At 69.7% G+C, this 20,997-nt stretch carries 22 protein-coding genes; 8 read left to right on the top strand and 14 right to left on the bottom strand.

What is annotated here, in order from left to right:
• Positions 1-40: 40 nt before the first annotated feature.
• Positions 41-520, bottom strand: coding sequence for an Lrp/AsnC family transcriptional regulator (locus ED92_RS36965; protein ID WP_016332097.1), 480 nt, complete (start codon positions 518-520; stop codon positions 41-43).
• A gap of 112 nt (positions 521-632) precedes the next feature.
• Here ED92_RS36965 and ED92_RS36970 point away from each other — a divergent pair, with 112 nt between their 5' ends.
• A complete protein-coding gene (locus ED92_RS36970; RefSeq protein ID WP_037346687.1) occupies positions 633-1,691 on the top strand; it encodes a Glu/Leu/Phe/Val dehydrogenase dimerization domain-containing protein in 1,059 nt (352 codons plus the stop codon).
• Here the strand turns inward: ED92_RS36970 and ED92_RS36975 are convergent.
• From ED92_RS36975 to ED92_RS37005, 7 genes are all read right to left on the bottom strand, one after another.
• The gene (locus ED92_RS36975; RefSeq protein WP_037346690.1) at positions 1,633-2,883 is read right to left on the bottom strand and encodes an ABC transporter substrate-binding protein; all 1,251 of its coding nucleotides are present in this window, start codon (positions 2,881-2,883) and stop codon (positions 1,633-1,635) included. The two genes, ED92_RS36970 and ED92_RS36975, sit on opposite strands and share 59 nt — an antisense overlap.
• Positions 2,880-4,037, bottom strand: coding sequence for a branched-chain amino acid ABC transporter permease (locus ED92_RS36980; protein ID WP_081976018.1), 1,158 nt, complete (start codon positions 4,035-4,037; stop codon positions 2,880-2,882). The genes ED92_RS36975 and ED92_RS36980 overlap by 4 nt, the downstream gene beginning before the upstream one ends.
• Entirely contained in the window at positions 4,030-4,908 is an 879-nt protein-coding gene (locus tag ED92_RS36985) for a branched-chain amino acid ABC transporter permease (protein ID WP_037346692.1), read from the bottom strand. The genes ED92_RS36980 and ED92_RS36985 overlap by 8 nt, the downstream gene beginning before the upstream one ends.
• Entirely contained in the window at positions 4,905-5,681 is a 777-nt protein-coding gene (locus ED92_RS36990) for an ABC transporter ATP-binding protein (protein ID WP_037347008.1), read from the bottom strand. Before ED92_RS36990 ends, ED92_RS36985 begins: the two co-directional genes overlap by 4 nt.
• A complete protein-coding gene (locus ED92_RS36995; RefSeq protein ID WP_037347010.1) occupies positions 5,681-6,487 on the bottom strand; it encodes an ABC transporter ATP-binding protein in 807 nt (268 codons plus the stop codon). The genes ED92_RS36990 and ED92_RS36995 overlap by 1 nt, the downstream gene beginning before the upstream one ends.
• A 179-nt stretch (positions 6,488-6,666) precedes the next feature.
• Entirely contained in the window at positions 6,667-7,293 is a 627-nt protein-coding gene (locus tag ED92_RS37000; protein WP_037346695.1) for a response regulator transcription factor, read from the bottom strand.
• Entirely contained in the window at positions 7,278-8,456 is a 1,179-nt protein-coding gene (locus tag ED92_RS37005; RefSeq protein ID WP_037346698.1) for a GAF domain-containing protein, read from the bottom strand. Before ED92_RS37005 ends, ED92_RS37000 begins: the two co-directional genes overlap by 16 nt.
• Positions 8,457-8,542: 86 nt before the next feature.
• On the opposite strand from ED92_RS37005, the gene ED92_RS37010 reads away from it, so the two are divergent.
• On the top strand, positions 8,543-11,317 hold the full coding sequence (locus ED92_RS37010; protein WP_235213471.1) for an FAD-binding and (Fe-S)-binding domain-containing protein: 2,775 nt from the start codon (positions 8,543-8,545) through the stop codon (positions 11,315-11,317).
• A 166-nt stretch (positions 11,318-11,483) separates the two neighbouring features.
• Here ED92_RS37010 and ED92_RS37015 read toward each other — a convergent pair whose 3' ends face one another.
• Entirely contained in the window at positions 11,484-12,029 is a 546-nt protein-coding gene (locus ED92_RS37015) for a hypothetical protein (protein ID WP_037346701.1), read from the bottom strand.
• A 52-nt stretch (positions 12,030-12,081) separates the two neighbouring features.
• On the opposite strand from ED92_RS37015, the gene ED92_RS37020 reads away from it, so the two are divergent.
• A complete protein-coding gene (locus ED92_RS37020) occupies positions 12,082-12,633 on the top strand; it encodes a TetR/AcrR family transcriptional regulator (protein ID WP_037346703.1) in 552 nt (183 codons plus the stop codon).
• Between the two features lie 45 nt (positions 12,634-12,678).
• A complete protein-coding gene (locus ED92_RS37025) occupies positions 12,679-13,881 on the top strand; it encodes a cytochrome P450 (protein WP_037346706.1) in 1,203 nt (400 codons plus the stop codon).
• Here the strand turns inward: ED92_RS37025 and ED92_RS37030 are convergent.
• Complete coding sequence (locus tag ED92_RS37030) at positions 13,862-14,764, bottom strand: phosphotransferase (protein ID WP_037346709.1); 903 nt, start codon at positions 14,762-14,764, stop codon at positions 13,862-13,864. The genes ED92_RS37025 and ED92_RS37030 overlap by 20 nt on opposite strands.
• Before the next feature lie 40 nt (positions 14,765-14,804).
• Positions 14,805-15,371 (bottom strand): TetR/AcrR family transcriptional regulator, encoded by a 567-nt coding sequence (locus tag ED92_RS37035; RefSeq protein WP_037346711.1) that lies wholly within the window; start codon positions 15,369-15,371, stop codon positions 14,805-14,807.
• 112 nt (positions 15,372-15,483) lie between these two features.
• Here ED92_RS37035 and ED92_RS37040 point away from each other — a divergent pair, with 112 nt between their 5' ends.
• The 3 genes from ED92_RS37040 (at position 15,484) to ED92_RS37050 (ending at position 18,183) form a co-directional block, all read left to right on the top strand.
• Positions 15,484-16,674, top strand: a complete 1,191-nt coding sequence (locus ED92_RS37040) for a cytochrome P450 (protein WP_037346714.1) — start codon at positions 15,484-15,486, stop codon at positions 16,672-16,674.
• 2 nt (positions 16,675-16,676) lie between these two features.
• Positions 16,677-16,892 carry a ferredoxin gene (locus ED92_RS37045; protein WP_081976019.1) on the top strand — a complete coding sequence of 72 codons (216 nt, stop codon included), beginning with the start codon at positions 16,677-16,679 and terminating at the stop codon, positions 16,890-16,892.
• An 85-nt stretch (positions 16,893-16,977) separates the two neighbouring features.
• On the top strand, positions 16,978-18,183 hold the full coding sequence (locus ED92_RS37050) for a GNAT family N-acetyltransferase (protein ID WP_235213472.1): 1,206 nt from the start codon (positions 16,978-16,980) through the stop codon (positions 18,181-18,183).
• Here ED92_RS37050 and mtnA read toward each other — a convergent pair.
• Positions 18,180-19,145 carry an S-methyl-5-thioribose-1-phosphate isomerase gene (gene mtnA, locus ED92_RS37055; protein ID WP_037346720.1) on the bottom strand — a complete coding sequence of 322 codons (966 nt, stop codon included), beginning with the start codon at positions 19,143-19,145 and terminating at the stop codon, positions 18,180-18,182. The genes ED92_RS37050 and mtnA overlap by 4 nt on opposite strands.
• Positions 19,146-19,193: 48 nt before the next feature.
• Between mtnA and ED92_RS37060 the strand changes: the two genes are divergently transcribed.
• Positions 19,194-19,601: a RidA family protein gene (locus tag ED92_RS37060; RefSeq protein WP_207897536.1), complete on the top strand. Its 408-nt coding sequence runs from the start codon at positions 19,194-19,196 to the stop codon at positions 19,599-19,601.
• Between the two features lie 89 nt (positions 19,602-19,690).
• Here the strand turns inward: ED92_RS37060 and ED92_RS37065 are convergent, their stop codons facing one another.
• Both ED92_RS37065 and ED92_RS37070 read right to left on the bottom strand, forming a co-directional pair.
• Positions 19,691-20,155 carry a YfbM family protein gene (locus tag ED92_RS37065; protein WP_037346723.1) on the bottom strand — a complete coding sequence of 155 codons (465 nt, stop codon included), beginning with the start codon at positions 20,153-20,155 and terminating at the stop codon, positions 19,691-19,693.
• A 3-nt stretch (positions 20,156-20,158) separates the two neighbouring features.
• Entirely contained in the window at positions 20,159-20,953 is a 795-nt protein-coding gene (locus ED92_RS37070; RefSeq protein ID WP_037346726.1) for a PIG-L family deacetylase, read from the bottom strand.
• Positions 20,954-20,997 lie beyond the last annotated feature (44 nt).

Genomic DNA, 20,997 nt, shown 5'->3' on the forward strand with positions numbered 1-20,997 from the left:
GTACTTAGGGGTGGTGTGTCGGGTATTCCGGGGTGAGGACCTAGGGGGTGTCACCCGGTATTCGGCGCGGAAGGGGTTCCAGCTCGGTCTTGCGCAGATGCCGGAAAATGATCGAACTCCGGAAGCCGATGATCTCTTTGCGCTTCGCCAAACGATCCACCAGGAATGCGTGGAGCTGATCGACGTCCTGGGCGGCGACGTGGATCAGGAAATCGTCGCTGCCGGCGGTGACGAAAACGGAGAGGACCTCCGGCAATTCCGCGACCGAGCGCTGGAAGGAATCGATCACCTCCCGGCTCAGCGGCCGCACCTGCGCCGAGACCATCGCCTGCACGCCGCGGTTGAGGCTGCGCAGGTCGATGTCCGCGTGGTACCCGCGGATGACGCCGCGCTCCCGCAGCAGCCGCGTCCGTTCCAGGCAGGTCGACGGTGCGACGCCGACCTTGCGGGCGATGTCGCGGTTCGACTGCCGCGCATCCGCCTGGAGTTCCCGGATGATCGCCGAATCAAGTTCGTCCACGCCCACTCCTTCACCAGCCTTGCCGAATATCGTTCGGCAAGGACTCCGTAACCCTGCGCATCACCCTAACTTCGGCGCATTCAGTCGACTAAATGCGAAGAAGGGGAGTCAGATGTCCGTACAGGAGCTGGTCGTCCGGCGGGGGCGCCGGTCCGGGGTGACAACGATGGTGGCCGTGCATTCCAGCACGCTCGGCCCGGCCGTCGGGGGCTGCCGGTTCAAGGTCTATCCGCGCGTCCACGACGCGATCGACGACGTCCTGCGGTTGTCCGCGGCGATGACCCGCAAATGCGCGGTCGCGGGGCTGGACTTCGGCGGTGGGAAGAGTGTCGTCGCGCTCGACGGCGTGCCGTCCGTCGAACAGCGGCGCGAGATCCTGCTCGACCACGCGGACCTCATCGCGTCACTCGACGGTGCGTATCTCGCCGGACCCGACGTCGGAACCGGCCCGGACGACATGCTCGTGCTGCGCGAGCGGACCCCGCACGTCTTCTGCCTGCCCGAGGAGCACGGCGGCACCGGTTCTTCGAGCGGGCCGACCGCCGTCGGCGTGCTCGCCGCGCTGCGAGCGGGGGCGCGGGCGGTCTTCGGCGACGACGGGATGAACGGCCGCAAGGTGGTCGTCAGCGGCTACGGCTCGGTCGGTGCCCACCTCGCCGCGAACCTGGTCGAGCAGGGCGCCGAGGTCGTCGTGTCCGATGTGGACGAACGACGCCTCGCCGCGGCCCGCGGACAAGGCCTGACCCTGGTCCAGCCGGAGAAGGTGCTCGGCGTCGAAGCCGACGTCCTGATCCCCGCGGCCGTTGGCGGGGTCTTCGGCCCCGGAACCGAGGTCGCCGCGCCGCTCGTCGTCGGCCCGGCCAACAACCAGCTCACCGACGACACAGTGGCCGGCGACCTCGCCGCCCGGGGAGTCCTGTGGATCCCGGATTTCGTCGCGAGCGCCGGGGGAGTCGTCTACACCCTCGGCCGGGAGAAGGAGAACCTCACGCACGCCGAGGCGCTCACCCGCGTCGAGGCACTGGAGAAGACCACGCAAGGGATCCTCGACGCCGCTTCGGCCAACGGCACCACGCCGTTGGCCGAAGCGGACGCGCTCGCCGAAGCGAGACTCACTTCTGGTGCGGGGCCACGTACTCCTTCGCCTCGGGAGCCTCGAACAGCGGCTTGACGTAGCGGACGCCGCCCTCGGCCGACGCGTCCGGTGTCGCCGCGTACACCTGACGTGTCGCCGGGGTGCCCGGCTTCGAGAAGTCCAGCGCCGCCACGAGATCCTCCGTGCTCGCCGACGTCGTCTGCTTCAGCGCCGCCGCGACGCCGTCACGGGTGAGGTCCTTGTTCTCGCAGGCCTTCTTGAGCACCGCGCCCCACACCTCGCCGACCGCGTAGCCATAGGGGATCCCGCCGTTCGGGGTCTCCTTGTACGCCGCCTTGTACTTCGTGGCGACTTCCTTGGCCTTGGGGATGTCGGCGGAGAACGGGACACTGCTGGCGACGATCGTCAGTTTGTCCAGCGCGTTCGCCGCGGGGCTCTTCAGCAGCACGGGGTCGAAGGTCGGGTTGTTCCCGAGCACCGGCACGTTCAGTCCGAGCGCCTTGTTCGCCGCGAGGGCGGAACCGGTCTGTGCCGGAGTGGTGGTGAGAACGATGGACTTCACCCCGTCGCCTTTGAGCCCGGTGATGATGTTGGTGAGGTCGTTGTCCGTGGAGGTGATCTTGACCTCCTTCACCGTCAGATTGTGCTTCTTGGCGTAGAACTGCGAGCCGCGCAGGCCGTTCTTGCCGTACTCGCCGTCGATGTAGACGTGCCCGATCGTGTCGCCGTCCTTCACCAGGCCCTTTTCCTGGAAGTACGACAGCCCGTCGATGATCTCCAGGTCGTACGTCGTCCCGACGATCATCACGTACTGGTTGTCGAGCAGTTCCGAAGACCACGACGCGGGCGCGGCGACGGTCTTGTCCGAGGCGATGTTCTGCTTCAGCGCGGCCACCACCGGCGAGCCGAGCAGCTGCACGAAGCCGAGGACCTTCGGCTCGATCTGCGGATACAGCGTCTTCGCCGTGTCCGCCTTGTAGCCGTGGTCGACGGTCTCGAGTTTGACCTGACGGCCGCACACCCCGCCCGCGGCGTTGAAGTCCTTGGCCCACAACTCGTTCCCCTGCGTGATACCGAGCCCGAGGTTCTTGAACACCCCGGTCTTGTCGGTCATCACGCCGAGGGTGATCTCCGAGGCCGTCGCCCCTTTGTCGGTCTTGACGCCCGAACCGTCCGCCCCCGAGGACCCCGAGTCGCCCGCTTTCGTGCTGCACGCCGAAAGGGCGAGGACCGCCGCCAGCGCGACGGCCGGATAGATGCGCTTCATTTGTCTTGCTCCTCCGGGAGATGAGGTTTCTTGGCGGGTGTGATCCGTCGTCCGATCGCGGCGAGTCCGCCCGGTTCGAAGAGCACCACGAGGATGATCGCGGCGCCGTAGACGAACGAACTGACCAGGATCGGGGTCAAGGCGCCGTCCCCGGTTCCGGAGAACCAGCCGAGATCGGCGGAATACAGCGAAAGCACCTGCGGCAGCCCGTTGACGATCAGCGCGCCCACCAGCGCGCCGGGCACCGAGCCGAGTCCCCCGATGATCACCATGGCCAGGAAGGCGATGGAGATGTTGATGCCGTACGTGCCGAATTCGCTCTCGTCGGGTTTGAGGATGTCGAACCACAGCACGGTCATCGCGCCCGCGAGCCCCGCGTACGCCGAGGAGACCGCGAACGCGCCCGCCTTGGCCCGCGTGACGCTGACGCCCATCACGGACGCGGCGGCCTCGTTGTCGCGCACCGCCCGCCACGACCGGCCGACCCGGCTGCGCACCGCCGCCTTGGCGACGACGAACGCGAGCACGGTCAGCAGCAGGAACAGGTACCAGAGCCGTTCCGCCTGCCGGATCGGCACGCCCATCAGCTCGATCTCGGGGCCGCCGTTGGTGAACGGGAAGCCGAACAGCGAGAACGGTTCCGGGGTGCGCCCGGTCGACGTCCCACCGGTCAGCGTCTCGGCCGACTGTCCGAAGTAGAGCCCGAGGAACACCAGCGAAAGCGACGCGACACCGAGATAGATCCCGCGCAATCGTCCGGAGACCGGCGCGAACGCCAGCCCCAGCAGCGCGGCGACGACCACCGCGCCGATCAGCGACAGCCCGGGATCGAGCCCGAGCCCGATCACGCGCTCGTCGTCGGACGGTCCGGAAAGGACGGTGTACCCGGTCGCGCCCGCCAGCAGGAAGAACGCGTGCGCCAGCGACAACTGCCCGGCCTGCCCGACCAGCAGTGTCAGCCCGATCGCGCCGACCCCGCCGATCATCATGTACTGCCCGGCCTTCAGCCAGGCGGCGTCGAGGTACAACGGGATCGCGAGCAGGACCACCAGCAGCGCGACCCAGGCCAATGCCTTGAGCAGGCGTCCCCGATCGCGTTTCGGGGGCGGTGCCGTCGGGGCGGCGGCGGGGGTTTTCACGGCGGTGTCAGACACGGGTGCTCTCCCTCGTCCCGAACAACCCCGACGGCCGCACCACCAGGACCACGAGCATGACCAGGAAGACCGCGCTCTTGGAGAAGTCGAACGACACGTACTGCGCGGAAAGCGCCTCGACCAGCCCGACGACGAGGCCGCCCACCACCGCGCCCGCCGTCGAGTCCAGCCCGCCGAGGATGGCCGCGGGGAACGCGGCGAGCGCGATGGAGTGCGTGCCGCGGGACAGCCCCGCGCCGGAGAAGTCCTGCGTGGCGATGAAGAGCACCGCGACCCCGGCGAGGACGCCCGCGACCACCCAGGCGGTCGCGGTCACCCGGGAACTGCGGATGCCCATCAGCGCGGCGGCCTCGCGGTTCTCGGCCTGTGCCCGCATCGCGACGCCCCAGTTCGAGTACTTGAACGCCAGCGTGAACGCGGTGATCAGCACGGCGGCGACGAGCAGCGCCACCAGATGCGTGCGGAACAGCGTGATCCCGCCGAGCTGGAACGGTTTCGCGTCCCAGGCGTCGCCGAGGAACGGCAACGTGACGCCGAGCCGCCGCACGATCTCCTCGGTGATGATCACGTCGACGCCGATGGTCAGCAACGCCAGGCTGTTCGCGTCCGCGTGCCTGGAGCGGGACAGCAGGAACCGTTCCAGCAGGAGGGCGAGCAGACCCGCCGAGACGATGCCGGCCAGCGAGGCACCCACCCAGCCGAGCGTTTCGCGGGTCACGACGACCAGGTAGCCGCCGAAGAGCACGAGCGAGCCGTGCGCGAAGTTGACCACCTCGGTGGCCTTGAAGATGATCACGAAACCCAGCGCCAGCAACGCGAACACCGCGCCCTTGCCGAGTCCGTTCACCACGAGTTGCAGGAATGTGTTCACGCCGTGGCCTCCGTGCCGAGATATGCCCTGATCACGTCCGGATCCGACTGGACCTCGGCCGGTGTGCCGTCGGCGATGCGCTTGCCGAAGTCCAGGACGGTGACCCGGTCGGCGATGCCCATCACCAGCCCCATGTCGTGTTCCACCAGCAGGATCGAGATGCCGAGTTCGTCGCGGACGTCGCGGATCGTCCCGGCCAGCTCGGCGGTCTCGGTCGCGTTCATGCCCGCCGCGGGTTCGTCGAGCAGCAACAGGACCGGTTCGACGGCGAGCGCGCGGGCGAGGTCGACGCGTTTCACCGCGCCGTAGGGCAGCGCGCCGACCGGGAGGTCCACCAGCGCGCCGATGCCGAGGAAGTCGCAGATCTCCCGGACCCGTTCGGCATGGCGGCGCTCGGCCCGGACCGTCCACGGCAGACGGAGGCCGCAGGCGAGGAAACCGCCCTTGGTCAGCGCGTGACGGCCGAGCATGACGTTGTCGAGCACGGTCGAGCCGGGGGAGAGGGCGGCGTTCTGGAACGACCGGCCGACCCCGAGCCGGGCGAGCCGATGCGGCGCGAGTCCGGAAAGGACGGTGTCGCCGAGCCGGACGCTGCCCGTGTTCGCCCGGTAGAGGCCGCTGATCACGTTGAAACAGCTGGACTTCCCGGCGCCGTTCGGGCCGATGAGCGCGTGCAGCGAACCGGAGCCGACGGTGAGCGAGACGTCGTCCAGCGCCCGGATCCCGCCGAAGCGCAGGGTCACGTTCTCGACGTGCAATTCGGGCGGCGTCATCAGGCCCACCTCGACAGGCTCCGGCCCGCGAGGTGCTTGCGGGCGTCGGCGGCTTCGGCTTCGGCGGTGGCCTGCGATTCGGCGTGACCGCCCAGGTAAAGGCGCTGGACCTCCTCGCTCGCGGCGAGCTCGGCCGTCGTCCCGGCCAGCGCGACCCGGCCGACTTCGAGGACGATCGCGTGGTCGGCGACGCGCAACGCCATCACGGCGTTCTGCTCGACCAGGACCACGGCGGTGCCCTGTTCGTGGATCTCGCGGATGATGTCGCCGATCCGCTCGACGATCTTCGGCGCGAGACCGAGCGAAGGTTCGTCGAGCAGCAGGAGCCGCGGGCCGGACATCAGCGCACGGCCGATCGCGAGCATCTGCTGCTCGCCGCCGGAAAGCAGGCCGGCGCGCTGTTTGGCGCGTTCGGACAGGACCGGGAAGAGCTCGTCGACGCGTTTGCGGGCGGCGGCGCGCTGCTCGGGGGAGCGGGCGCCGATCCCGCCGGCGCGCAGGTTCTCCTCGACCGTCATCCGCGCGAAGACCTGGCGGCCTTCGGGGACGCCGACCACGCCGAGACCGACGATGCGGGCGGGGTCCAGTTTGGTCAGTGGTTTGCCGTCGTAGCGCACCTCGCCGGCGGAAACCGAGCCGCGGTGCATCCGCAGCGTGCCGGAAACGGTGCGCAGCAGCGTCGACTTCCCGGCGCCGTTGCTGCCGAGGACGGCCAGCACGCCATCAGGTGAAACGTCGAGGTCGACCCCGTGCAGCGCGGCCACCGACCGGCCGTACCGCACCTGGAGATCACGAACACTGAGCAAGCCGCCTCCTCCGTTCGTGTGACGCGAGTCACGATCGGTGGCGGTCATCCTGCGTGGGCACCCTCCGCCGCGTTACCCCCACCTGGAGACCCACCCGGACACAAAACGGACACGACGCAATTCGTCCTCTGAATGCGGTCCTTGCGCGTGCAACTACCGCATTCAGAGGACGAAACGCGTCAGAGGAGGCCGGCTTCGGAGGCCTTGCCGATGGCCTCGACGCGGTTCCGGGCGCCGAGTTTGTGCAGCGCGGACTGCAGATAGGTCTTGACGGTGTTCCGCGCCAGCCCGGTCGATTCCGCGATCTCCGGATTCGTCTGGCCCTGCGCGGCGAGCCGCAGGACCTCGTACTCGCGCCGCGTCAGGCCGCTGCGGGCCAGCGCGTCGGACCGCTGGCCGTCGTCGGGGAAGATCCGCGGATCGACGACGCGCTCGCCCTTGAGCACCTGCCGCAACGCCGCCACCAGATCCGTCCCGGCGACGTCCTTGAGCAGGCAGCCGTGCGCCCCGGAGTCCAGCGCGGCCCGCACGCCCTGATGGTCGCCGTGCGCGGTGAACACCACGATCCGCCCGGCCGGGTGCACGCGCCGGAGTTCGGCGATGACCTCGGGCGCGAGCATGTCCGGCAGCCGCAGGTCCAGCAGGATCAACGCCGGTTTCAGCTCACCCGCCCGCCGGATCGCGGACCGGCCGGTCTCGGCCGAGCCGACCACGGTCATCGCCGGGTCGTAGCGCAGCAGCAGGCTCACCCCGTCGCGGACCACCGGATGGTCGTCCACGACGAGGACCGTCACCGGCGACGGCACGGTTCCGGCACCCAGGCGCGCAGCGTGCAACCGTCGTCGTCGTCGCGGACCAGGCTGACCCGGCCGCCGACCCGCGCGGCGCGTTCGGCCAGCGCGCGCAGCCCCATCCCGGTGCCGGGTCCGGGCTCGTCGGTGTCTTCGGCGCGGCGTCCGGTGCCGTCGTCGGCGACGACCACCTGCACACCTTCCTCACTGGGCAGGAGACTCACCACGACGGACAGCGCTTCGGCGTGTTTCTCCACGTTGAGCAGGCCCTCCCGGACGGCCGCGACCAGGACGCCGGTGCGTTCGGCGTCCAGCCGCGGCACCGGGGCGAGCTGCACGAAACGCGCCGGGACACCGCAGCGCGCCTGGAACGAACGGCAGTGCTCGGCCAGCTCCACCGGCAGCGCGCGTTCCGGGCTCGACTCCGACAGCGCGAGCAGCGACTCGCGCAGCGCCCTCGACGCGGCCGACACGTCGCCCTCCAGCCGCCGCAGCCGCGATTCGAGCGCCGGGTTGTCGCTGATGTCTTCGTGCAGGTTCCGTACCTGGACGCCGATGGAGAACAGCAGCGCGCCGACCGAATCGTGCAGCGCGCTCTGCATCCGGAGCCGCTCGGCGGACAGCGCGGTCTCGCGGTCGGCCTCGGCGACCGATGCCAGTTTCAGCGCCCGGCCCGCCTCGGTGGCGATGTCCTCGAGGGACTGGACCGCGTCGTCGCCGAAGTCCCGGCGCTCGCGCATGGCGGCGTACGCGATGGCGACGGTCTCGGTCCCGCTGACGATCGGGACGGCGATCATCGCGGCGAGCCCCTCGCCGCGGACCTGCGCGTCGAACTGGTGGGTGATACTCGGCGAGCTGACGTAGTCGTTGACCCGCACGGGCCTGCCCAGCGCGAGCACCCGCCCGCCGATGCCCTGGCCGATCGGCACGGCGAGATCCTGCAGGGCGTCGGTGCGGGTGCCCGACATCCAGCGGATCACCGCCTGTTCGGGTCCGGCCAGCTCGGCGACGAAGCCGGAATGCGTGCCGATCGACTCGCGGATCAGCCGCGCGGTGCCGTTGAGGGCCGCGACCCGGTCGAGGGTCGCGAGCAGCTCTTCGCGCTCGCGAAGAAGCCCGCCGAGCACCGCGCTGTGCTCGGCGGCGAGCTCTTCAGCGGCGTGCCGTCTCGCCGTCACGCGCTCACGATCGCATATCGGACGTGGTTTCCGACACACCCGTCCGGAGAGGTTCACCGATGCGGTTCCGGCCGCGGTTGTCTTGAATGGACCCCGTGGAGATCCTGGCCGACGCCGCGACACTGGCGCTGTACACGACCGATGCCTCCAACTACCGGCACGTGCCGAAGGGCGTGGTGCTGCCGCGGAGCGTCGACGAGGTGATCGAGGCCGTCGCCGCCTGCCGCCGGGCCGGGCTGCCGGTGATCGCGCGCGGCGGCGGCACCAGCGTCGCGGGCAACTCGTGCGGGCCGGGCGTCGTGATCGACACTTCGCGTCATCTCGGCGGGGTCCTCGACCTCGACCCGGCGGCGCGCACGGCGAGGGTCGCCCCGGGCACCGTCCTCGACGACCTCCAGCGGCTCGCCGCGCCGCACGGGCTCCGGTTCGGCCCCGACCCGTCGACGCATTCGCGCTGCACGATCGGCGGGATGATCGGCAACAACGCCTGCGGTTCGCATTCGGTGGCCTGGGGGCGCACGGTCGACGTCGTCCGGGAGCTGGACGTGCTGCTCCACGACGGCACGCGGTTGACCGTCGGGCCGACCTCACCGTCCGAAGTGGACGCTCGTGCGGCCAAGCCCGGCACCGAAGGACGGGTCTTCTCCGAACTGCGCGCGCTGGTCCGGGACAACCTGGCGTTGCTGCGCACCGAACTGTCCTCCTTCAGCAGGCGGGTCTCCGGATACGGGCTGGAACACCTGTTGCCGGAGAACGGTTTCGACGTCGCCAAGGCACTGGTCGGCAGCGAGGGCACCTGCGTCACCGTGCTGGAGGCGCTGGTCTCGCTCGCCGAAGTGCCGGAACGCAAGGTGCTCGCGGTACTCGGCTTCGAATCCGACATCGCCGCGGCCGACGCCGTCCCGGCGATCCTGCCGTGGTCGCCGCTGACCGTCGAAGGCGTCGACGCGGATCTGGTCGCGCTGCTGGAGCCCGGTCGCGCCGACGGTCTGCCGCCCGGTGGCGCCTGGCTGTTCGTCGAAATGGCCGACCAGGGCCAGGCACGCGGGCTGATCGACGGGCTCCGTGGCGCGCTGACCGGATCCACGCTGCTGGACGACGCGGCCGCGCAGAAGCGGCTGTGGCGGATCCGGGAGGAGGGCGCCGGTCTCGCGACCCGGCTCGCCGGGGGTGAGGAAGCCTGGCCCGGCTGGGAGGACGCGGCCGTGCCGCCCGAGCGGTTGGGCGCCTACCTTCGGGAGTTCAAGCAGCTCATGCGCGAGCACGGGCGCAAGAGCGTCGTCTACGGCCACTACGGCGAGGGCTGCCTGCACCTGCGGCTGGACTTCGATCTGCTTTCACCGCGAGGGATCGCCGGATTCCGGTCGTTCCTCGAAGAGGCGGCGGACCTGGTCGCCGCGCACGGCGGCTCGCTGTCGGGGGAGCACGGCGACGGCCAGGCGCGTTCGGAACTGCTGTCCCGGATGTACAGTCCCGAGATGCTCGCGCTTTTCGCGCGGTTCAAGGGGATCTTCGATCCGGCGGGCATGATGAACCCCGGCATCCTGGTGAATCCCCGGCCGGTCGACGCCGATCTCCGCGTCCGTCGCGCACCGCTGGAGCTCGAAGACGTCACCGCGCTCGCGTACCCGGAGGACCGGGGGAGTTTCGGGCAGGCGATGCGGCGCTGCGTCGGTGTCGGGAAATGCCGCAACACCACCGGTGCGGGCGTCATGTGCCCTAGTTACCGCGCCACACGCGAGGAGAAGCATTCGACGCGGGGTCGCGCGCATCTGCTCGCCGAGATGGTGAACGGCGAACTGATCACCGACGGCTGGCGCTCCGAGGAGGTCGCCGAGGCGCTGGATCTCTGCCTGTCGTGCAAGGGCTGCCTGTCCGATTGTCCGGTCGACGTCGACATGGCGACGTACAAGGCGGAATTCCTGCACCAGCACCACAAAGGACGGATCCGCCCGGCGTCGCATTATTCGATGGGCTGGCTGCCGGTGTGGCTGCGTGCGGCGTCACTCGCGCCCCGGCTGGCGAACACGCTGTCGCGCCGGTTCTCCGGACTGCTGAAGAAGTTCGGCGGGATCGCGACGGAACGGGATCTGCCGACCTTCGCGGCGGCGCCGTTCACCCGGCGGCGGACGGATCTCAAACGCTGGGCGACCGGTGCCCGGCCCGTGGTGCTGTGGCCCGACTCCTTCAACAACTACCTCACGCCGGACGTCCTCGACGCCGCGACGGAGGTGCTCACCGCCGCGGGCTACGACGTCGTCCTGCCCGATCGCGGCGTCTGCTGCGGTCTCACCTGGGTGTCGACCGGACAGCTCGATGTCGCGAAGAACGTGTTGCGCCGCACGCTTTCCGTGCTCGAACCGTACCTGCGGGCGGGGTATCTGGTGGCCGGGCTGGAGCCGAGCTGCACGGCGCTCTTCCGCGGTGACCTCCCGGCGCTGCTCCCCGGCGACCCGGTGGCGGAACTGCTCGCCGAACGGACCAGGACCTTCGCCGAACTCGTCGAGGATTCGCCGCTCGAATTCCGCTCGCTGGACGTCGAGGCGCTCAGTCAGGTGCACTGCCACCAGCACGCCGTGCTCGGCTTCGACGCCGACGAGGCCGCCATGCGCGCCGCGGGTATCCACAATTCCACAATGGATTCCGGCTGCTGTGGATTGGCGGGCAACTTCGGTTTCGAGCGCGGGCACTACGACGTTTCCGTCGCCTGCGCCGAAGACCGCATGCTGCCCGCGATCCGCGCCGCGGCCGAGGGCACCGAAGTGGTCGCGGACGGCTTCAGCTGCCGGACACAGATCGAGCAGCTCGACGGGCGGCGGGCTTTGCATCTGGCGGAGTTGTTAAGGCGCGCGCTGCCCTAGCCGCGCGTCGCGTTCGGCGTGTTGCGAAAGCCACTTTCGCAACCTTCAACGTCGCGAAAGTGGCTTTCGCAACGTCGGCGGAGCCGGAAACGGCAGCCGACCCAGGGACCCAAGGGAGCATGTCGCGAAAGCCACTTTCGCGACGTCCTTCGGCGGCCGACCGAACTTACAAGACGTGACCGAGCCGCGCATCCCGCTCAGCGTACTTCTTCAACGTCAGCAACTGTTTCCGCATCATGATCAGGTCACCCCAGCCGAGCAAGAACTCCTTGAGGCGCCCGCCGAACCCCGCGGACGTCACGACGATGCGGCACAGCATGCGGCAGGACGTCTCGTCGATCGGCTCGACCGAATACGTGGCGGCCACCGGGCCGAACAGCTTTTCGGACTGGGCGAAGGTCCGCCCGGTGAGGCTGTGCCCGCGGTCGACCTCGGTCAGTTCGAACACGATCAGCGTGTCGCCGGGAGCGAGTTCGTCGGCGCCGGGGGTGAGGGTGCCGGGGCTGCGGTGTCCCCGGTTGTCGAGCAGGTCGTAACTGTAGGGCGCGACCGAGATCTGACAGAGCCAGCGGTAGGCGAGCGCGGCGGGCGCCCGCACGGTGACCGCGCGGTCGAACCGCGCGACCGGGCCGTCGAGCAGGGTGTCCGCCGGCTGCGCGCGGCGGCGTTCTTCCGTGGTCGCGCCCCAGTTCGCGGGTGATCCGAAGGGCATGTCCGCCTCCCGTACGGTGCCGTATGTTTTTCCATACGGTAGCGTATGCCGCGTGAAACGGAAGCTCGCGCGGGAGGATTGGGCGGACGCGGCGCTCGAAGCGTTGTGCGAAGGCGGCGTCGGCGCGATCGCCGTCGAGCCCATCGCGGCGAAACTCGGGACGACGAAAGGCAGTTTCTACTGGCATTTCGCGAATCGGGACGCGCTGGTCGAGGCCGCCGTGCGCCGGTGGGCCGAGCAGCACACCGAGGCGCTCATCACGTTGCTGGACGGGATCGCGGATCCGGCCCGAAGGCTGCGTGAACTCTTCGAGCTCGTCTTCGGCGCGAAGGACGAGCGGGCCGAGCTGGCCCTGCTCGCCCACGCGGGCGACCCCGTGATCGGCCCGCTGCTCGCCGACGTCACCGCGCGGCGCGTCGAGTTCATCGTCCGGTGTTTCCGCGAGATGGACTGCCCGGAAACCGAGGCCCGCCATCGCGCTTTGCTGGCGTACACGGCGTTCGTCGGGTTGATCCAGGCGCAGCGGGCGAGCGGCGGCGCACTGCTTTCCGCCAAGGAACGTCCGGCCTATCTGGAGTTCCTGCGCGGGATTATCACCCGGTGAGAAGGGCCTTCCGGCCGCGCGCCGCGCCGCTCATCATCATGCTCCATGACAGCCACCTATCCCGCGGCGAAGGACGACCCCGCGACCCCGATGGGCGCGATCTACGCCGAATACCCGCCGATGTCCCGGGTCGTCTTCCCCAGCGGCTGCGAAGGCTGGCTGGTGACCCGGTACGAAGACGTCCGCCTGATCTTCTCGGACACGCGGTTCTCCCGGAACCTGCTCGCGCCGGGCGCGCCGTGCCTCATCGAACCCGGTGACTTCTCCACCGGCGAGCACAGCATCCTCAACATGGATCCGCCGGATCACACGCGCCTGCGGAAGCTCACGGCGCAGGCCTTCACCGTCCGCCGGATCGCCGGGCTCCGGCCGCGGATCCAGCAGATCGCCGACACGCTCCTGCGGGCGATGGCCGAGCACGGTCCGCCGGTGGATCTCGTGGAGATGTTCGCCTTCCCGCTGCCCACCGCGGTCATGTGCGAGATCCTCGGCGTCCCTTACGAAGGCAGGGAACGGTTCCGGCAATGGTCGCGCGTGATCGTCACGCCGATGGCGTACAGCCCCGCGGAAGTGGCGCAGGCCCGGCGTGACGGGGCGGACGACATGGCGGCGCTCGTCGCCGTCAAACGGGAGACGCCGGGGGAGGACCTGCTGAGCGTCCTCGTACACGCTCGCGACGAGGACGGCGACCGGCTCACCGAGGCCGAGCTGATCGATCTCGCCACCCAGCTCCTGCTCGCCGGGCACGAGACCACGGTCAGCCTGATCGCGACCGGGATCGTGCTGCTGACAGGACATCCGGATCAGCTCGCCGCGCTGCGCTCCGATCCGAGCCTGACGGAGGGGGCCGTCGAGGAGATCATGCGGTTCGACGGACCGGCCGACGCGTCGCTGCTCCGGGTCGCGCTGGAAGACGTCGAGCTGAGCGCCGGCCCGGTCCGGCGCGGCGAGGCCGTGCTGGCGCACACCGGCGCGGCGAACCGTGACGAAGCCGCCTTTCCCGGCGCGTCCCGGTTCGACATCCGGCGGCGGAACGCGCCGCAACTCGGCTTCGGGCACGGCCTCCACTTCTGCCTCGGCGCGGCACTGGCCCGCCTCGAAGGGGAGATCGCGTTCCGGACCCTGCTCGACGGGCTCCCGGGACTGGATCTCGCGGTTCCCGCCTCGGCCATCACCTGGCGTCCGCCGCTTTCGATCCGCGGCCCGGAGGCGGTGCCCGTGACCTGGGCTACCACCAAGCGCGGCTGAGGCTTTCCAGCGTCGGATCTTCCGGTGCGGGGAGAACACTGAGGTACCAGGTGAAGTTGCTGTAGACGTGCAAAAGCGCGTACGCCAGGCAACGCCGGGAGAAGTCTTCGTCCGGCTCGGCGCCGTATCCGGTGAGCAGCCGCCGCAGGAAATCCTTGTCCCCGCCGGAAACGAACAGGCCCACGGCGACGAAGTCGTACTCGGCCGCGCCCCGCATGGCCGGTTCGAAATCGAAGAGCCCGGTCAGCCTCGGACGGCCGCCGTCGTGGGTGACCATGAGGTGGTCACGCATGAATTCGGTGTGCAGTGGGACGGCCAGTGGGCTGCCCAGCTCGACGGAATCGAGGAACGCCGGGATCTGCGCGATCCAGCTTTCGTCGAGCCCGGTCCTCCGGTGATGCTCGACGACCTTCGCGCGCTGTTCGGCGACGAACGTGGTCCAGTCCGGCGGGCCGAGGACGTCGAGCCGGGGATCGCGCAGCGAATGCAGGGCGGCCAGCGCCTCGCCGAGTTCGGGCGCGAGCCGGTGTTTGTCCTCTGTGGACAGTTTCGGCCAGGCGTCCTTGAGTGTTTCGCCGCGCAGGCGTTCCATGAGCACGTAACCCCAGCCGTCCCGCTCTCCGGCTTCGTGCACGGCCGGGGTCGGGATCGGCAACTTCCCGTGCAGGACTTCGAGCATCGTCCGCTCGGTGGGGAGTTCGCCGAGATGCACCGGCGGGAACAGTTTGAGGACCAGATCATCGCCGACCGCGTAGACCGGCAGGGAGCCCTCGGTGAACGGGACGGCTTCGCCGAAGCCGAGCGACCTCACGGCGGGGAGCAGGTCTTGCCTGGTCAGCGCGTCGAACTCGGCTTCGGTGCCGGCGGGCGGGAACGTGATCACGGCCCGACCGTAGAACAGCGCGTCGGGGACGGCGACGCAATTACCCGCTGCGTTCCAGCAGGGTCCTCGCCGCGCCGAGCACCAGACGGCAGACGTCGTCGGGATCCGCGCTGGCCAGCGGTTCCTTGCCGGTGATGTCGCGGACCAGGCCGATCCCGAGCAGCCAGGCGAGGACGAGGTCGGCCCGCAGTTCGGCGTCGTCGGCGTCGCTCAACGTGGCGAGCACCTTCGCGTACTCCTCGCCGAGCTGCCGCCGGACCGCGGCCGCGGCGCTGTCGTGCCCGGTCGAGCGCAGGTACGCGTCGAGGGTGCGGTCGCGGCCGGTGTCGGATTCCAGCATGCTGCGCAACGCCGTCCCGAGCAGTTCGTCCGGTGGGGTGGTGGCGATCTGCTCGCGTCCGCCGCGCGCCAGGACCTCCTCGAACAGGGCGTCCTTCGATCCGAAGTAGCGGAACAACAGGGCCTGGTTGACTCCGGCGAGTTTCGCGATGTCGCGCACGGTCGTCCGGTCGAAGCCGCGCTCGGCGAAGAGAGCCGCCGCCGCGTCGAGCAGGGCCGCCCTGGTCGCGGCCGCGTCGCGCTTGCGGACCTGCGGTTCTTCCGTCATCGGCAAAGGCTAGCCGGGCGTCGCACGGTAGGCGCATTGACGCTCAGCGTGATCATGGTTAGCGTTGTAAGCAGTTGCTTACAAACCGCCGAGCCGGGGGGTTTCCGGACAAATGACCACCACAGACACCGAATTCGTCGCCTATCCCTTCAACGAGGACGCCGGCCTCGAACTCAACGAGGCGTACGCGGCGGCACGCGCCACCAAGGGCATGCTCCGCGTCCGGCTTCCGCACGGTGAGCCCGCCTGGCTCGCCACCCGGTACGCCGACGCGCGATTCGTGCTGGGCGACCGGCGGTTCTCCCGGGCGATGGCGGCGGAGAAGGACGAGCCGCGGATGGCACCCGGCAGGCGCCCCGGCGGGATCCTGAGCATGGACCCGCCGGATCACACCCGGTTGCGCACGCTGGTCGCGAAGGCGTTCACCATGCGCCGCGTCGAACTGCTGCGCCCGCGTGTCGCCGAGCTGGCGGCCGGGCTGATCGAGGACATGAAGGCCAAGGGACAGCCCGCGGACCTGGTCGAGGACTACGCGCTGCCGATCCCGGTCGCGGTGATCTGCGAACTGCTCGGAGTGCCGGTCGAGGACCGGCCGAAGTTCCGCGTGTGGAGCGACGCCGCGCTGTCCACCAGCCCGCTGACCACCGAAGAGATGATGGCCAACCAGGACGAGCTGCGGGCGTACATGCACGTGCTCGTCGAGCAGCACCGCGCCGAGCCGCAGGACGATCTGATGACCGCGCTGATCGAGGCGCGCGACGTCCGCGACCGGCTGAGCGAGCTGGAACTGGTCGACATGTGCATCGGCATCCTGATCGCCGGGCACGAGACCACCGCCAGCCAGATCCCCAACTTCGTCTACGCCCTGCTCGAACAGCCGGAGCAGCTCGCCCGCCTGCGTGCGGACCTGGAGCTGATCCCGGCCGCGGTGGAGGAACTGCTGCGGTTCGTCCCGCTGGGTGCCGGAGCCGGGTTCGCCCGCTACGCCACCGAAGACATCCAAGTGGGTGACGTGCTGGTGAAGGAGGGCGAGCCGGTGATGGTCGCGATCGGCGCCGCCAACCGGGACGGGCTCCAGTTCACGTCGGCGGAAACCCTCGAATTCGGCAGGGAAGCCAATCCCCATCTCGGTTTCGGGCACGGCGTGCACCACTGCCTCGGCGCTCCGCTGGCCAGGCTCGAACTGCAGGAGGCCCTGAAGGCGTTGCTGCGCGATCTCCCCGGGCTGCACCTCGACGGCGATATCGTGTGGAAGACCCAGATGCTGGTGCGGGGCCCCCGCTCCATGCCGATCGGATGGTGAGCATGAGCTGGAAAGTCGAGGTCGATGGCAACACGTGCATCGGCTCGGGGATGTGCGCGGCGCTGATGCCGGAGGTCTTCGAACTCGAAGGCGCCGTGGCGACAGTGGTCAAGCGGGAGGTGGATCCGGACGAGACGGTGCTCGACGCGGCGGATTCCTGCCCCGCGATGGCCATCGAGGTGACGGAAAAGGGTGAGGTGATCGGGCCGAGGCCCTGAACGCCGCCCTTCTGTGCTTGCTTCGAAAAAGGCGTGGCGGTCGTCGTTGAAGGGGCGTAGTACGAACAGGGTGAGCGATGACGGCTTGACCCTCCGCACCCTGACCACCGACGACCTGCCCGCACTCTCGGACATGCTGGCGCGTGCCTTCCTCGCCGATCCTTCGGAAGGGTTCCAATACCGCGAAGGGCTGGTGTTCGAACCCGAGCGTTCACACGGCGTCTTCGAAGGCGACGAGCTGATCGGGATGGGGGAGATCCTCACCCGGAAGATCACCGTTCCCGGTGCGGGGCCGACGCCGTTCGCGGCGATCACTTCGGTCGGCGTCGCGCCGGGGCATCGGCGGCGGGGCGCGCTCACCCGGGTCATGCGGGCTCAGCTGCACGGCCTGCACGAGGACGGCGGCGAACCGATCGCCGCGTTGTGGGCGTCCGAGGCCGTCATCTATCCCCGCTTCGGCTACGGGCTCGCGGCACAGTTCTACCGCGCGAAGATCCGCGCGAAATCCGCGTTCCGGCCCGGTGTCGAACTCGAAACCGAGCGGGTGCGCGAAATCGGCCGCGAGCAGGCGATCCCGCTGATCAAGGCGATCTACGAAAAGGAAGCGCCCCAACGGGTCGGCGCGCTGGACCGGCCAGGGGCGACGTGGGAGTTCAACCTCGACGACCCGGAGCGGCGGAGGAACGGCGCGACCGCGATGAGGTTCGCCGTCCTGCCCGACGGCTACGTGATCTACCGGCTGAAGAACGACTGGAACGACGACGGCCCGCGAGGAATCCTGAGCGTGCAGGAGCTGGTCGCGACCACGCCGGAGGCGTACGCGACGCTGTACCGCTTCCTGCTCGACTACGACCTCGTCTTCACAGTGGAGGTGTCGGCCGCCCTCGACGAACCGCTCATCCACCTGCTCGCCGATCCCCGCGCCATGACCCGGACCGGCGGCGATTCGCTGTGGCTGCGCATCGTCGACGTCGATCGCGGCCTGATCACCCGGCGCTACAACGCCCCGGTGGACCTCGTGTTCGGCGTACGCGACGCTTTCTGTCCGTGGAACGCCGGGAACTGGCGGCTCGTCACCGACGCCGACGGCCACGCGGAAGTGACGCGCGTGGAGGACACGCCGGATCTCGAACTGGACGTCACCGACCTCGGCGCCGTCTTCCTCGGCGGAACCAGGCCCAGCACCCTGGCCGCGGCGGGCCGGATCAAGGAGCGGACCGCCGGCGCGGTTTCGCGGGCGACGGCGGCGTTCGCCACCGACCGCGAGCCGTCCTGTCTGGAATCCTTCTAGGGTTTCAGGATTCCGTGCTCGGTCACCACCGCGGTGACCAGCTCGTGCGGCGTCACGTCGAAGGCCGGGTTGAACACTTCCGCGCCTTCGGGTGCGACCTTCGTGCCGCCGAAGGCCAGGATCTCGCCGGGATCGCGTTCCTCGATCACGATCCCGGTGCCGTCCGGCATCGCGGTGTCCACAGTGGACGACGGAGCGACGACCACGAACGGGATGCCGTGGTGCTTCGCCGCGATCGCCAGACCGTAGGTGCCGATCTTGTTGGCGACGTCGCCGTTGGCGGCGATCCGGTCGGCGCCGACGAGGACGCAGTCGACCAGGCCCCGGCTCATCGCCGCGGCGGCCGCGCCGTCGGGCTGGATCCGGTACGGGACACCGGCTTCGGCCAGTTCCCAAGCGGTCAGGCGGGCACCCTGCAGCAGCGGCCGGGTCTCGTCGACGAGTACGGACTCGACCAGGCCGCGGGCCTGCAGATGCCAGACGACGCCGAGCGCGCTGCCCCAGGCGACCGTCGCGAGATGGCCGGCGTTGCAGTGGCTCAGCAGCCGCAACGGCCGCCTTCCGCAGTGCTCGATCACCACGTCGGCCGCCAGGCGGGAGGCTTCGTGGTTGATCCGCTCGTCCTCGTCGAGGATCGCCAGGGCTTCGGCGAGAACGGCTTCCGGGCCCTCCGGGAGCTTCGCGAGGGCGCGGGAAACGCCCCAGCTCAGGTTGACCGCCGTCGGCCGGGCCTGGGCGACACGGCGCGCCTCTGCCTCGACGTCGCCCTGCGCGCGGGTGGCCAGCACGACGCCGAGCGCCCCCGCAGCGCCGAGCGCCGGCGCCCCGCGCACCGCGAGCCGCTGGATGGCGGCGACGAGTTCGCCGACCGTGCGCAGTTCGAGCACGCGATACTCGGCGGGCAGGACGGTCTGGTCGATGATCGTGACCGCGTCACCGGTCCAGTCGATCGTCCTGCGCATGGCTCCCCCGTGAAATCCGGTTGTCCCGTCGCGGCCGCCTCGGTGAGGATGCGGCTCGTGACCATTGAACGCCACCATCCGCCCGGTCTGCACCCGACGCCCACCTACCACCACGTGACCATCGTCGAGGGCCGGAGGGACGTCCACCTCGCCGGCCAATGCCCGCTCGCCGAAGACGGCAAGGTCGTCGAAGGCGACGTGCTCGCCCAGGTCGACCAGGTCGTCGCGAACACCGCCGCCGCGCTCGCCTTCGCCAAGGCGACCCCGGCGGACGTCGTGCGCACGGTGATCTACGTGGTGACGCCGGACGCGGACGTCCTCTCGGCCGTGTGGGACCGCTTCGTCGAGTCGGAGATCGGGGAGGCCTTCACCACCGCGAGCACCCTGCTCGGCGTCGCGCAGCTCGGCTACCCGGGGCAGCTCGTCGAACTCGACGTCACCGCCGCCACCGCCTGACCTCGCGTCGAGCCGCAAAGTTCCGTGAAGGCCTCCTTGAGGGACTCTGGGTCCCTCAAGGAGGCCTTCACGGACTGCGGCAGGCTTTGTCAGGTGATGATCGTGACGACCGGATCCCCGGCCTTCGCGGCTTCGGCGAAGAAGGTCACCAGCTCGTCGTAGTGCCCGCGCACGTAATCGAGCGCGTCCGGCTCGTCCCAGATCGACGGGTAGATACCCTCGGCCTCCAGTTCCGAGAGCTCGACGCCTTCCGAGAGCCGGTCGAACCCGGTCCGCGCCATCTCCGCCGAGATCGTCCGCACCTGGTCCGCAGTGAAGTACCGCGGTGGCCCGTCGCTGTCGGCTTCCCCCAGCAAGGTCCCGCCCAGTACGAACTCGACCTCGAACCCGGCGCGTTTGGCCAGGAACCACAGCGCGTTCCACGCCTTGTCGATGTCCATCGCCCGCTCGGTCCCGTCGGCCTTTTCGGCATAGGTCCAGTACCGCTCGGGTTCCTCGATCAGCTCGCGCAACTCCTCCGGCGTGACCCGCAGATACGCACCGCACATGCCCATCGGTCAGAGACCGGCCATGATGTCGGTCTCCGTGATGCCCGGCCCCTGCCCGGCCCGGATGAACCACTCGACGCCGAACGCCTGCGCGAAAGCCTCGTCGGGCATCGCCAGGAAGAACGAGTCCTCGCTGATCTGGCTGGCGTGCGCGCGCATCGCGGCCCGCTTGGCAGGCAGGTACGCGGTGACGTCGACCCTCGCCGTCAGGATCGCCTCCGGTTTGCCGAACTCGGAACCGTCCTCGAAATCGGGAAGGTCCTCGGCCTTCATCTGCCCGGTCCGCACCGCCTCCTCCATGCCGCGGCGCATCTCGTCGCTGTTGCTGGTCGCCTCGTAGACCCGCGGCGTGCCCGCCAGCTCGGCCGCGCGCATCCCGACGCGGTGCACCTGGATGTGGTCCGGGTGCCCGTAGCCGCCGTTGTCGTCGTAGACGGTCAGGACGTCGGCCTGCTCCTCGCGCAGGATGGCGGCCAGCCGCTGCGCGGCCTCTTCGACGTCGGCCTGCCAGAACGTGCCGGGCACGTCGTTGCGCGGCTCGCCCATCATGCCGGAATCGGTGTACCCCAGGAACTCCACGCGTTTGGCCCCCAGGACCTCGGCGGATGCGTGCGTCTCCTGCACGCGGCGCTGCCACAACTCCTCTCCGTCGTCGAGGAACCCGTCCGGCACCTCGCCGACCTCCCCCCTGGTCGCGACGACGAGCACGACACGGTGACCTTCCTCGAAGGCCTTGCGCATGACGCCTCCCGCGACGATGCACTCGTCGTCGGGGTGGGCGTGAAAACTCACCAATGTGGCCATGGTGGGGAAACTACCGGGAGGCACCGACATATTCCGCCGGTCGG

The sequence above is a fragment of the Amycolatopsis sp. MJM2582 genome, assembly GCF_000754115.1.
Taxonomy (GTDB): Bacteria; Actinomycetota; Actinomycetes; order Mycobacteriales; family Pseudonocardiaceae; genus Amycolatopsis; species Amycolatopsis japonica.

Excerpts from the sequence above, each read along its gene's own strand:
- ED92_RS37040 (WP_037346714.1), top strand. The coding sequence starts at position 15,484 with ATGACCACCACAGACACCGAATTCGTCGCCTATCCCTTCAACGAGGAC.
- ED92_RS37045 (WP_081976019.1), top strand. The coding sequence starts at position 16,677 with ATGAGCTGGAAAGTCGAGGTCGATGGCAACACGTGCATCGGCTCGGGG.
- ED92_RS37070 (WP_037346726.1), bottom strand. The coding sequence starts at position 20,953 with ATGGCCACATTGGTGAGTTTTCACGCCCACCCCGACGACGAGTGCATC.
- ED92_RS36990 (WP_037347008.1), bottom strand. The coding sequence starts at position 5,681 with ATGACGCCGCCCGAATTGCACGTCGAGAACGTGACCCTGCGCTTCGGC.
- ED92_RS36970 (WP_037346687.1), top strand. The coding sequence starts at position 633 with ATGTCCGTACAGGAGCTGGTCGTCCGGCGGGGGCGCCGGTCCGGGGTG.
- ED92_RS37025 (WP_037346706.1), top strand. The coding sequence starts at position 12,679 with ATGACAGCCACCTATCCCGCGGCGAAGGACGACCCCGCGACCCCGATG.
- mtnA (WP_037346720.1), bottom strand. The coding sequence starts at position 19,145 with ATGCGCAGGACGATCGACTGGACCGGTGACGCGGTCACGATCATCGAC.
- ED92_RS36975 (WP_037346690.1), bottom strand. The coding sequence starts at position 2,883 with ATGAAGCGCATCTATCCGGCCGTCGCGCTGGCGGCGGTCCTCGCCCTT.
- ED92_RS37060 (WP_207897536.1), top strand. The coding sequence starts at position 19,194 with ATGCGGCTCGTGACCATTGAACGCCACCATCCGCCCGGTCTGCACCCG.
- ED92_RS37015 (WP_037346701.1), bottom strand. The coding sequence starts at position 12,029 with ATGCCCTTCGGATCACCCGCGAACTGGGGCGCGACCACGGAAGAACGC.
- ED92_RS37010 (WP_235213471.1), top strand. The coding sequence starts at position 8,543 with ATGGACCCCGTGGAGATCCTGGCCGACGCCGCGACACTGGCGCTGTAC.
- ED92_RS37065 (WP_037346723.1), bottom strand. The coding sequence starts at position 20,155 with ATGGGCATGTGCGGTGCGTATCTGCGGGTCACGCCGGAGGAGTTGCGC.
- ED92_RS37035 (WP_037346711.1), bottom strand. The coding sequence starts at position 15,371 with ATGACGGAAGAACCGCAGGTCCGCAAGCGCGACGCGGCCGCGACCAGG.